Genomic DNA, 12,503 nt, shown 5'->3' on the forward strand with positions numbered 1-12,503 from the left:
GTGTGAAGTTTAAATATTCTTAGCGGTTATTGTCAAGTGTTTTTTTAACTCAATATTAAGGTGCAAATCTAAATTGTATTTGCATTTAATTAATGAGCCATGCGACAATAACGTACAGTTGACTGTTTATCAAGTTAATGTTTGATGCCAGCGGTAAATAAGTAGGTATCTTTAACTCCTTGTGTATTTCACAAACATCACGCTCATTTACTATATACATCCATACATATGTAAGCTTAAAACTGCTGTAACACTGCCTGCATTTATGTTGCTGATGTTTAAGGCATTTACTGTGCAATTTTTAGCTTGCTTAAGCCTTCAGCAGTGCACGCGCGCATTTCGGTCCATAAGTTCACACTATCAAAATTCTGGCGCTCTAATAGAACTTATGCTAACAGCACCTTCTTGTGATACAACGCCGGTGGGTAAATCTTGTCGTTACACGCCCTTTTCTGTTACCCGTTTTTATCGACCATTATTCGGCAATCTTTAGGTTTATTAAGCCTTCAGAGATGCGTGCACGTATCTCGGTCCATTGATCTGCTCTTTCAATTACCCGTGGGGTTATAAAAATAACCAACTCAGTTTTCACTTTAGACTCACTGCGGCTCTTAAATAAGTGTCCCACTAAGGGCAAGCTGGCAAGGCCGGGCACCCTCGCATTATTGTTGGTCGTATTTTCAGAAATCAAGCCGCCTAGTAAGACGGTTTGCCCACTTTGCGCTAATACCTCTGTTCTAATTGAGCGCTCAAAAATAGAAGGGGAACCGGCAATATTCGATCCACCCTCTGATTCATTCGATATTTGCTGCTCAATTTTCAATATCACTAAGCCCCTGGCATTAATAGTGGGGGTTACCGTTAAGTCAACGCCCGTTTTACGATAATTAACTACGGTGGTTTGCCTGTCGCCTTGAATAGGATCGGATACCGTAGCACCAACGGTTGGAATATCATTGCCCACACTAATATTTGCTGACACCCCATCGCGCACCACTAAAGTAGGGTTTGACAGCACATTAACTAAATTCGTACTGGCCGAAAGACTAGCTAAAATATCGCCTATGCCGTCAGACCAATTCAGGCCAACACCACCGCCTGGTAGGCCTAATCGGCCCAATGTTCCGCCCGTTAAGCGCCCGCTTCGAAAGGCAAATTCGAAGCCTAAGGCAAATTCATCGGTAAGCGTCACTTCTGCAATAGTCGCGTCTAGTAAAATTTGTTTTGGCATTATATCGAGTCGTTGAATTATAGGGAGTAATGATGCGTAGGTTTGGCCTGAAGTAAAAAATATTATGCTGTTTGAACGTTCGTCTACGGTCATGCGCAAATCCTCACTTACTACATTAACAACCTGAGGGCCCTGATTATTGCCCTGCCCACTGCGCGGTTGTGAGCCTGCTACCAACTGCTGGCCCCCTTGGGCTGATTGAGTATCGCGGCTTTGGTTTGCATTTGCGCCAGCATCTCCACTAAGTAGTGGCGCTATAGATGCCCCTAAGTCTGATGCACGGGCGTATTGCGGATGATAAATATAGTAGCGTTTTTCAGCACCTTGCGTTGGCCTATCAATTTGCTTTGCCCAATACTCAACGCGCTGCAGTATAAAATCTTCGCCCGCAAATAGCGCCACTGCGCCGACTTGGTCAATTGGCACCATTAGCAGTGCATTGCCTCCTGAAGCCGATGTAGAAGCCCGAATACCCTCGGCGGCGAGTAACTGGCTGGCTTTTTCGGTAAATTCCTTAGTTGTTATGTAAGTAAGCTGTAGCAAGCCCACAAATTTCCCTCGATGCGCGCGCACATCGAGTAGATTAACTAAATCGATTACGCGCAACACTTCATTGCGTGGCCCTTGCACAAATAGTGCGTTTTGATCAAAATCAGGGGTGATAACAGCACTGCTTAAACTACGCAAGGTACGCTCAATGCTAAGGGTTATGCCGTAGCGTAGTGGAATAATTTGTAATACCGGCAGCACAGTATCGGGCACGTCTGCGCGCTCACGGCCGCGACCGATAATGGCGCCGCCGCGGCTGTTGTTTTCTTTTTGGGTAACATAAAATACGTTATCACGGCGCGTGAGGCTAAGCCCTCGCTCATCTAACAATTCTGACGCCAGTACAAATAAACGGCGTGACGATACTGGTTCAGCAACATTTAGGGTAACGCTGCCGCCTACTCGCCGCGCTTCATCGGTAATAATATAATTGACTGCTAGCACATCGCCCAAGATTGTTTGCACAAAGTCGCTAACTGCGAGTTCATCGGCTGAAACCTGCTGCTGATCGTTATCAGAAAAAAATTGCGCGGCATTTTCGTGCTGCTGTAGTTCTCGCTCTTCAAGCATTAGCGGGGTTAAACGTTTAATGCCCGCCTCTGCGCGCTCTAAGGGGGCAATGGTACCCACATCTGACTGTTGACTATCAACGCGTTCGTCGCTTGCCATACGTGACGGATCTACAATGTATTGGCGTGATGTTTGCGCGCATCCCGCAAGAACGGCTAACACGCTAATGAACGCCGCTGCTTTTATTACTCGCTGTAATTTAATTATTGGTAACACCACTTTCATTCTCCAGAGCCAGATTTTTTATTATGTGTAAGCCCATTGTTTGTTGGCTCGTCAGTTTTTTGCGCGCTAGCTATTGGTTCAAAAACGTATAGCGCAATTTGCGGCGGACCTGCAGCATCTTCTGCCGCATTGTTTTTAGTTAGCAGCACTTGGTTAACTTCAATTAGGCTGACTTTCCAAGCCGAAATAGTATCGGCAGTGCGCAATAGTACCCTGCTTACTTCGCCTGTTTCAGTATTTTGCACTTCGGCGACAGCGACCGCTTTAGATTTTGTATTATTTGTGGTGTTATTGCCGGCTTTATTACCGGCTTTACTGCCAGCTTTATTACCGTCTTTATTACCACTTATAAAAATAGCGCGAATTCGCACATTTTCATTATTAAGCGCTGTGCTACCCGGCATAGCCACTACTTCTGCGGCTAATTCACTGTCGTTATTGGTAACAACGTCAGCTTGGTCTTGCTCTTGCTCATTGCCTTGCAGCCACTGCGCTAAGTAGGCAGGCTGTTTAAAGGCGGTTTCTACTTGCGTAGCATTTTCAGAAAACTGGGAAATATTCACTTCTTGCGGGTTTAGCGGGCGCCAAACACGCTGCATAAAGTCAACTAAAAAAACCAATAACAAAACCCCAACAACAATGATAAAAGGCAGGCGGGTGTATTGGGCTACATGTAAACGCATTATCTTCGCACCCCTGTCATTTCGATTAACATTGTTAAGGTAGCTGAGCCTTCGCGCCTAGCCCTTGCACGTTGTTCGCGCAAGACAAACTCTAATACCTTTAAACCGCGCACCTGCTGTTGAATAGCAAGCTGCGCTTGCGCGACGTTTTGCGAAGTACCCTGCAGCACAATACGCGCTTGATGTACTTGTAAATATCCTTGCTGGCGCGGTTCACTGCTTAACCAGTCAAATAACTCAAGCTGCGTGGAATAAACGGCGGCGGCTTGCTGTATAGCAGTTTGCGCCTGCAAACGAAATGTATTTGCTTCTAGGTGTTGAAGAAACTCGCTCTCGTTGGCTTGCAAACTCTCGCTAACTTGCCTAACACGCTCTTCGCTGATATCGTTTTCTAACAAACGAGTAGCGCGCTCGAGCTGCTGTGAAGTAAGATTTAGCTGCGTAATTTGCTCGGTTTGCTTAGCTATAAACGGCACACCAAAAAAACGCATTACAGCCAGCACTGCTAATAATGAAATAAGCAGTTTTTTTTGGTTACTGCTAACCGCTGTCTTTGCCATATTAATTTGCTACCAATTGAATACGTAAACGAAAGGTTTCTCCGGCGCGCCCTCTTCTTACCGGTGAAATAAATTCGATTCGCGCTACGCCGGCTAAACTATTAAGTTGGGTTACTAAGTCAGTGGCGCTGTTAGTTTCACCACTAAACTCTAAATACTCGTTATTCGCACTTATTTGGTTTATATCAATGTCGTTTATATTTAAAAAAGCAATGATATTCCATGCGTGTAGCTGCTGAGCTTCAATTTCACCAGCCTTTTTTAAGGCGCTTAATTTGCTAAGGTTACCATCAAAGCTTTCACGCTCCCCTAGTCGCTGGGTAACATCATTGCTCATATTCACCAACTGCTTTGCGCGCCATTCATTTGCAAAGTGCAGATAGCTAGAAGAAGCAAGCCCATAGACAATCGAAATTACGATGCCAGCACCGAATAATTTAGGCCAAGGTAAAGGCTCTTTATGTTCTTGCACATTACGTGCGGCCAGCCACCAGCCCAATGGTAAACGCCACCAATTTTCACTGATAACATTAAGATACTGCGAAAAATGCCACTGCTGAGTGGGCGCGGCGCTGCTAACCCCAAGCATTACGCGCGCTGCGTCTTCAGTTTGCACCAAGCCACCTTGCAACACCGACAAGCCCTGCTTTGGTCCTTTGTAGTACCACAAATGCTGTGCCGAAATAACCGTTTGTGTTGCATACAAGCTTATACTGGTGAAACCTAATGGTGCAAACTCACTCAGCAAAACCGTTTCTGGCACCAGCAGGCGCGCAGCACTTGCTTGAACGGCGTAGTTGGGGTCAATAAAAATCTTGTACACTAGCCGCTGATTATTAATGTAAGGGCCAATGAAATAACGGGTAAGAGCGTCTTTAGGGCGCTGCAACTCGAGTAATTGCTTTAACTCACTGGCTGATTTAATGGGGAACGACTCAATCTCTTCTTGATAACAAGACTTAGCCAGAATAAGTAGCCAGGGCTTGGCCACATTGCAAGGGCTAGCATCTAAGCGGACTTGTTCTTGGCCACTAAAGTAAACCGCAGCGCTAAGCGCTAAGCGCTTAGCCCCATCCGCTACTTTTTTATCCATTCGCTTGCCAATCATTCGTGTTCCTGTGGTCACTTATTGTTATTTGTTGGTTTGTTGGTTTGCTAAAGCGCTAGCTAGTAAATCCTTTTTGGCGCTTTACAACGGCGCTCACTTAACTTATTAATAGCCCCAACCTTGATAACGAAATTCAACAGCAGTGGGTTGATAAGGCAATAATCGTGCTTCAAGCACTCTTACAAAATCGGGAGAGCTGTTGTGCCAAACCTCAATGCGAAAATCGGGGCCAACAAAAAAACTGCGCAGCTCATCTGCCAACAATTCAGTCACGGCTTCAAATTGTATACTATTAAAGCTACCTTCAGCACGCATTAGCCGGATTATATCAGCCTGAGATTTAGTTACCATCATTTCCAGCATGGTATTGGGCATATAGGCTTCGTTCAAAAGTCGTGAGCTGTAGGTAGTAACATAAGGGGTGACGCGCTGCATTAATTCTTTATCCCAGCCCGGGAGCAGTGATAATTCATGGATATGCTGCAGCGGCAAAAAATCTTCTTGCTGCGATTGCTCCGAAGGCAGTTGCATAGGCCCAAAGCTACTGGTTGTGGCAAATGGTGTCGGTACCTGATTTGCCAAACTTACTGCCTCAGCCTCAGCGTAACCTAAATGTTTTAGCAATAAAACCATGGGCCTGCCTGCGGTTTGTATGCTAACTAAGCTATTCAAATTTGTGATCCGCGCTGAGTAATCGTTAAGCGCAAACGAAGATGCATAAAAATTCCAATGCTCGTGCCAAGCATTTACGCCGCCGCTCTTATTGGCAGCGCTTTGCACTATAGTAGAACCGCTCGCGCTAGCTTGTGCAGATCTATTCCAACTATGCGTAAGCAAGCTATACACCATATCATTGCCTGTAGAATACAAACGAAAATGCTGGTCAAGCTGCGCTTGTAAGGCAATAACCTGCTTTTGCTGTTGCTGGGTATTCGCTGTCATAAGCAGTAACAGTATTGATAGCATGGCCACGAGTAAGAGCACTTGTACTAAGGCTAGGCCCTTATGTTTTTTAGTCTGCTGAGTCATTTATTCTTCGCCAACAAAGCGTCTGTTGAGAAGTTCAGATGACAAATCAAGCACTGGTATTGGCCACAGAAAATCTTCAATCCTGACTTGGACCACAAGGGGGTGTTGAACTCTTTCCATACCATCGTATTGTTTGAACCACTCGGGCGTAAACAGCTGCGTACCTACTTCAGGATTGGCATTCATTCTTATGGTTGCTGACGCCCAGCCGTAATATTCAAAGTTTAGGCTGTTTAGCTCAGTTGCCACCGTTAGGCGAAAAGAAAATGGAAGATTTTGCTGAGCGCGTAAAAGAAGCACGTCATTTAACATTGCCTCTTCATAAATTAAACTGAACTGGCCGTTTTCACTCTGCTCGCGAAATAAGCGATAAACGGCGGGGTAAGCCGGATCTTGGGCGGCTGAGTGAGTGTAAGCGGTAAATCCATTATCACGCCCTAAAAAATAAAAACCTGTGCGTGAGCTTGCGCCTTGCAAACTTGCAGTGCCTTCCCCTTTTACTATTTTGGGCTGAGTATGAGCCACTGCGCGATATACCAAAGTGGCGCTTTTATACTGCGCTAACTCACTTTCATACAGCTGCTGGTTGCGTTTCCAATTTTGGGTAATGTAGTTATAGGCATAAGTTGCTGTAAGCATGAGCATGCTCAAAATAGCCATGGTAAGCAATACTTCAACTAGGGTAAAGCCATGCGCTTTGTTTTTTGGGGCCAATGCCCTAGAACCGTCGATTATTGTGTTCACGACTGGGCTACTTTTAATTGTTTAAACCACGCTAACTCAGTATACGTAAAACTTTGCGCGCGCTTATTTAAAGTTAAGCGTAACGTTACTTGAAACTTGAAAAAGCGAGGTTCGAAATCTGCTTCAGCGCCAATATTTTCGTCATACCGGCGCGGCGGCGAACCGCGCTCAAAAAGCACCGCTTGCCAATTAATGGCAACCTCCATTAAGTTAGTTTGACCGGCAAGTTCATTAATTTGTCGCCCTGTTTGCTCGGCGTCTTGCACTTCATCGTTAATGGCTTTGTGAATGTGCGCTTGCACAAACTCAGTTACCTGCAGCATTTTTAAATGCTGGGCGGCGCGATAGCTGCCATTCATGGCCACCTCATATGCTCGTAGCCCTGCCCCTAACGTGAGAAAAAGGATCAGGCCAGCCACTAACACTTCCACAAGCGTGAAGCCTTGGTTTTTTTTGAATGCGCGTATATTTTGACTAGTCAGTTGCATTAACACTAGCCCCAAACCCAGCTGTAGCATTTGCCTTACTGCCGGTAATAAGGCCAGTGTTCACAATGTTAAGGGTAAATTCTCGCTCGCCCTGTAAAAGCTGTAGTTGATCATAATTTGCATAACCATGGGCGTTCACAATTATCGACTGTGACGGAAACTGACTAAAAGCGAACTCATAGCTTGCTATTTGGCTTTCAAGCTCTACCTGAGGTCGATTAATAGCGCTACCGCGACTCACTAATAACTGGCTACCCGAAAACCCTAGCTGAATCGTGCGGCGCTGATTAAACGCCCTAAACTGCCATTCATTGAGCAGCAGCCTTATTTCTTCACGCTCTTGTGCGCGCTTTACCTTGTCGAGTTGATTAATAGTAAAAGGCCCTACTAAGCTTAGCGCTATGCCTAATATTGCCAATACAACCAGTAATTCAACTAAGGTAAATCCTGCCACACGCCTGACATTTAAATGCCTTGGCTTTGATCCTAATGTAAGCACGCTAGCCACGACTTAAAAGTCCACGTTGGTGATAGCAGAAATGCTCAGCATCATGATAACTACCACAGTGCCCACTATTGTGCCCATCACTAAAATTAAAATGGGCTCTAATAAGGTGGTGAACCGAGTAACCCAGTTATAGAAATCGGTGCGTGAACGGTCGGCTATTTCGGTGAATACGCGCTCTAATTTGCCGCTTTCTTCGCCAATGCTCAATAACGACGCGTAATAGGGGGGGTATATTCGGGTTTCACTCATACTTTGCGCTAAGCCTTCGCCGCGCTGAACACTTTCGCAGGCAACACCCACTTCATGACGCAAAGATTTACTGCGCAACGTTCCTTGCGCAAGCTTTAGCGCGCGATCTATGGCCACGCCTGACGAAAGCATGGTGGCAAGGGCGGCGTTAAAGCGAATACGCTCAACTAACAAATTTGCGCTTGACACCACCGGCAGGCGATCGCGCATAGTGTCAACTAAGCGCTCAACCCAAGCGCTATTGCGCTGCTGGTACAGTAAAAAACCGGCGCCAAGAAACAAAACAAGCAAGTAAAGTTGAAAATCTTGCATAAACTGGCTCACGTTGAGTAAGGCAACTGTATATAAAGGCAAATCATCTTGCGCACTGAATAATGAGGTAAGATTTGGTACAACGAAATTAAAAATAAAGACCAAAGCCAGTACACACACGGCAAGAATAACGCTCGGATAAATTAAAGCCTGCTTCACTTTATTGGCTAACTCAAGCTGATATTTTAGTTCGGAAGCAAGGCGCTCAAAGGTTGTTGCTAGCTCTCCGGTTTCTTCTGCAATGCGCAGCAGGCCGATATAAAGTGCATCAAATATAGAAAATTTTGCCAGGGAGGAGGATAAGGTAAGGCCTTGTTTTACGTCTTGATAAACTGAATCAAGTAAATTCTGCAGCGCTGGCTTTTCCACGTTATTACGCAAAATGGTTAGGCCTCTGTCGACTTTAAGACCGCTGTGGAGCAAAAGCGCCATTTCAGCGGTGAAAAATTCGACATCTTTTGTATTGAGCGTACTGCCGCCAGGCATACTTATACTGAAGCTGTCGTTGTTGCGAATAGCAAGAGAAACCAACAAAAGACCATCAGATTCAAGTCGCTTTCGGGCCTCAGCAATATTCATCGCATTAATCAACGATTCTTGCCTAACGCCCGATTTATTGTACGCTACGTAACGAAATTGATTCACTATCCGGCCACTCTAACCACTTCGTCTATAGTAGTTATGCCTTTCATCGCTTTTAAAACGCCATCTTCTAACAGCGTTCTTCTGCCTTTACTCTTATTCAGCTGGCGCGCTTCTATCAGAAAATTCTTATTACCAAGCAAAGCCCGCAGATCGTCATCACAGCGCATGTATTCAATGGCGGCTATACGGCCATTGTAACCGGTATTTGCACAATGTTCGCAGCCTACTGCTTTTTTATAAGTGGGTTGCTCTTGTAATAATGTTGAAAGCCAGCTCATTTGTAAATTTTTGACTATGTCTGCTGCAGTTTCATCAAGCTGGGCGCAGTGTGGGCACAATTGACGTACTAAGCGCTGTGCCACAATGGATTTTACGGCGGCGCTCAATAAAAACGGCTCTACGCCTAAATCGAGCAGTCGAGTATATGCACTTGGGGCATCGTTGGTATGCAGTGTTGAAAATACTAAGTGACCAGTAAGCGCCGACTGCAATGCAATGGAGGCGGTTTCAAAATCGCGTATTTCACCTACCATGATGACATCAGGATCTTGGCGAACAACGGCTCTTAAAGCGCCGGCAAAGGTATACCCAATATCGGATTGTACTTGCACCTGATTGATCCCTTCAAGTTGGTACTCTACCGGATCTTCAATAGTAATGATCTTGATGCCAGATTCGTTGCGGCGCGATAAAAAGGAATACAAAGTGGTCGTTTTGCCCGAGCCAGTAGGGCCGGTAAGTAATACCACACCGGAGGTGGAGGCAATGTCGAGCATTAAATCGGCTTCAATATCGGCCTCAATGCCCAGTTTGGCAACATCGTACTCTAACGATTCTTGTAATAAGAATCGCATTACAACGCTTTCACCGCCAGATACGGGCAATGCCGAAACGCGAATGTCTACATCTTTACCGTCTACTCTTAATTCAATTTTGCCATCTTGGGGGCGGCGTTTTTCTGCTATATCCATGCTTGCCAGTAATTTTAAACGGGTAACGATTGGCAATACCATGAGTATGGGGATTGAGTCGGTTTCATGCAAAACCCCATCAATACGGTAGCGCACTCGGCCTCTACCGCTGCTTGGTTCAATGTGCATGTCGGAAGCTCGTCGCCTTAGGCCACGCGAAATGAGGGTGTTTAGCAGGTTTACCGTGGGCGCTTCTGACGCCATTTCACGCAAGCGATCTTCTTCAAATACACTTAGCCCAGAGGTGTTTGAAACCGGCGCGTGCGCCTGCAGCTGTTTTTTAATGCGTTCAAATACAACTTCAGAGGCCAAACTGACCTGCAGCTCATTCACGGGTACATCGGCCTGTGACAAGAGCTTAGGTAAGCGAATTAAGAGCTCATTTAAAGCCGGCATGGTCGGGTCTTGCACCAACAGCGTTAGCTTTTTATCGGTATTGTGTAAAGGTAAGATATTATGGGCAAGCAATGATGACTGCAGCTCTTTGCTAAGTGATCCCCAAAGCTCTTCACTTGCTTGCGCGTCTTCGTAAAATGGCAGCGCAAAAACCTTGCTATAAATATGGGGGAGTTGCTCAGAAGATAACGCGCCCAAGCTCACTAATATTTTTTCTAAATTACCACCATTACGCTCCTGATAAAGAACGGCTTTGCGTAATTCATCTTCAGCGATTGCAAAATCATTGCGTAATAAACTTTCCATCTCACTCCTGTCAAGTGCGCTTGTCGTTAGTTTCGGATAACGTCTTCACTGGCTTCTTGCCCTTCAGGGCCTAATGACATGAGTGCAAACGGTCTTCCATCTTCGCCTGGCACTCGGTAAACATAAGCGTTGCCCCAAGGATCCATTGGCAGTTCTCGCGGCAGGTAGGGACCGTTCCACATTGAATGCTCGCTTGCGCGAAGCTCTGCAAGGTTTTCGGGAAATCTGCCGGTATCGATTCGAAATGTGTTTAAAGCGGTTTCAAGCATTCGCATTTGCGTTTCTGCGGTTTGCACTCTTGATGAATCAACTCTGCCAAACATTTGCGGCGCTATTAACGAGGCTAGCAAGCCTAGAATTAGCATAACGATGAGAAGCTCAACGAGGGTAAAGCCCCGCACAACTCTTATTTTATTCATATACACCTGTGTTATTTTCCATGCAAAAATGTAAGTGCCGCCACGGGGGTAAACCGGCGGCGCATTACTCAGCATTTTACTTGCCCTATAATACTTAGCAAGTCATTTATCGACATTACAAGTTCTTTATTTAGCCATGTTTAGCAGCAAACGAATTGGGGAAACCATCGCTTTGCTCATCATAAAAAACGCAGGTCGCGTTTTTTGATGCACACAAAGGCTAAAGTAAGACGCTACCGCGTACGAAATTATAGTCGCGTACGCCGCGCCTTCGCCACCAAAACGAGGAATAAGATATAAATTCAAGCCCACATTCACAAAAGCGCCTAAGCCTTGGGTTACCAGCGAAAATACAACGAGCTTTTCAATCAGTATCCACTTGCTAAAAGCCGCGCGCATAAATATGAATAAGCCTGCCCATATATGAATAATTAAGATATCTGCAGAGCCTGCATAATCACTTCCAAACAGACTACTAATGATTGGCCCAGCGAACAAGGTGACTAAAATTGCGATGGACACTGCAATTAGAAACAAAACGTCATACAGCTGCTGCATTGAGGGCGCATAGCGTGGGTCGTTCTGTTTTTGCATATTAATGAGCTTTGGAAAAAACGATGTCACAATTGCAACCGGCACAAAATACCAAGCTTCAGACAAGATCGCGGCAACGGCGTAAATACCCACTTCTTCGGTGCCAACGAGCCACTTCAACATTACCTGATCGGTTTTAAGGTAAATTATCGCAAAAATAGAGCCAAGAAATACCATCCAACCCTCAGAAAACAGCTGTTGGGCGCGTTTCCTAGATGCTTGCCAACTGAAAAGCGACAGCTTACTTTTATGTTGATACAAAACGATGAGTAACACAGATGCAAGCACAACTTGCAATGTATTGGCCAGCGCAAAATAAAGAATATGCGCACCCATATATACAAATAATACTTTTAATCCAGCAACAATGAGCATGGCGCTTACTTTAGCGTAAGTATTGAATTTAGACTTAAGCTGTGAGGTGAACCAAAAATCGATAACATCAAAGGGTTTAAGTAGCATTGTAAACGATAAAATAATGAGTATATAAAACCCGTCGCTACCAAGCTCTTCCGTACTAAACGTAAATATTAGCACTAACGCTATACCCACGAAATAGCCAATTGCCTTCATCACTAGGCTGGTGCCCAAAACTTCATGGATTTTATCGGGATTACGCACTAACTCGCGCATAACCAAACCGCTGAGACCCGCATGCCCGGCCACACCAAACAGGGCCGTTAACGACATAGCATACGCCAGTAGGCCGAACTGTGAAGGCCCCAAATAGCGAGCTACTAGCAGGGTAACTAAAAAGGTTATACCAAGGGAGAGGATCTTCTCGAGCATTATCCAGCCCGAGTTAAACAAATATCTTCGCATTTTGGCGACAAACGCAAGCACTTCTTTAAACATTTTACGCCTGTTTAATTACTGTTGACGCAATCATGAATACCCTTAGTGATTTTTGTAAAGT

At 45.3% G+C, this 12,503-nt stretch carries 12 protein-coding genes; all 12 read right to left on the bottom strand.

Annotated features, from left to right (window positions below; all coding sequences use genetic code 11):
* Positions 1 to 475: 475 nt before the first annotated feature.
* On the bottom strand, positions 476 to 2,575 hold the full coding sequence (locus GPUN_RS13790) for a secretin GspD/PilQ domain-containing protein (protein WP_006007719.1): 2,100 nt from the start codon (positions 2,573 to 2,575) through the stop codon (positions 476 to 478).
* Positions 2,572 to 3,258 (bottom strand): hypothetical protein, encoded by a 687-nt coding sequence (locus GPUN_RS13365; RefSeq protein WP_006007721.1) that lies wholly within the window; start codon positions 3,256 to 3,258, stop codon positions 2,572 to 2,574. The genes GPUN_RS13790 and GPUN_RS13365 overlap by 4 nt, the downstream gene beginning before the upstream one ends.
* Positions 3,258 to 3,818: a hypothetical protein gene (locus GPUN_RS13370; RefSeq protein ID WP_006007723.1), complete on the bottom strand. Its 561-nt coding sequence runs from the start codon at positions 3,816 to 3,818 to the stop codon at positions 3,258 to 3,260. The genes GPUN_RS13365 and GPUN_RS13370 overlap by 1 nt, the downstream gene beginning before the upstream one ends.
* A gap of 1 nt (position 3,819) precedes the next feature.
* Positions 3,820 to 4,926, bottom strand: a complete 1,107-nt coding sequence (locus tag GPUN_RS13375) for a hypothetical protein (RefSeq protein ID WP_006007725.1) — start codon at positions 4,924 to 4,926, stop codon at positions 3,820 to 3,822.
* A 105-nt stretch (positions 4,927 to 5,031) separates the two neighbouring features.
* A complete protein-coding gene (locus GPUN_RS13380) occupies positions 5,032 to 5,955 on the bottom strand; it encodes a type II secretion system protein GspK (RefSeq protein WP_006007727.1) in 924 nt (307 codons plus the stop codon).
* On the bottom strand, positions 5,956 to 6,699 hold the full coding sequence (locus GPUN_RS13385) for a type II secretion system protein (protein WP_006007729.1): 744 nt from the start codon (positions 6,697 to 6,699) through the stop codon (positions 5,956 to 5,958).
* Positions 6,696 to 7,187, bottom strand: a complete 492-nt coding sequence (locus GPUN_RS13390) for a PilW family protein (RefSeq protein WP_040521164.1) — start codon at positions 7,185 to 7,187, stop codon at positions 6,696 to 6,698. Before GPUN_RS13390 ends, GPUN_RS13385 begins: the two co-directional genes overlap by 4 nt.
* Complete coding sequence (locus GPUN_RS13395; RefSeq protein ID WP_006007740.1) at positions 7,174 to 7,641, bottom strand: type II secretion system protein; 468 nt, start codon at positions 7,639 to 7,641, stop codon at positions 7,174 to 7,176. Before GPUN_RS13395 ends, GPUN_RS13390 begins: the two co-directional genes overlap by 14 nt.
* Positions 7,642 to 7,698: 57 nt before the next feature.
* A complete protein-coding gene (locus tag GPUN_RS13400; protein ID WP_040521165.1) occupies positions 7,699 to 8,901 on the bottom strand; it encodes a type II secretion system F family protein in 1,203 nt (400 codons plus the stop codon).
* The gene (locus tag GPUN_RS13405; RefSeq protein WP_006007744.1) at positions 8,901 to 10,574 is read right to left on the bottom strand and encodes a GspE/PulE family protein; all 1,674 of its coding nucleotides are present in this window, start codon (positions 10,572 to 10,574) and stop codon (positions 8,901 to 8,903) included. The genes GPUN_RS13400 and GPUN_RS13405 overlap by 1 nt, the downstream gene beginning before the upstream one ends.
* A 26-nt stretch (positions 10,575 to 10,600) precedes the next feature.
* Positions 10,601 to 11,068, bottom strand: a complete 468-nt coding sequence (gene gspG, locus GPUN_RS13410) for a type II secretion system major pseudopilin GspG (protein ID WP_006007746.1) — start codon at positions 11,066 to 11,068, stop codon at positions 10,601 to 10,603.
* A gap of 51 nt (positions 11,069 to 11,119) precedes the next feature.
* Complete coding sequence (locus GPUN_RS13415) at positions 11,120 to 12,442, bottom strand: flippase (protein WP_006007748.1); 1,323 nt, start codon at positions 12,440 to 12,442, stop codon at positions 11,120 to 11,122.
* Positions 12,443 to 12,503 lie beyond the last annotated feature (61 nt).

Origin of the sequence: Glaciecola punicea ACAM 611, assembly GCF_000252165.1 — a bacterium.
Classification (GTDB): domain Bacteria; phylum Pseudomonadota; class Gammaproteobacteria; order Enterobacterales; family Alteromonadaceae; genus Glaciecola; species Glaciecola punicea.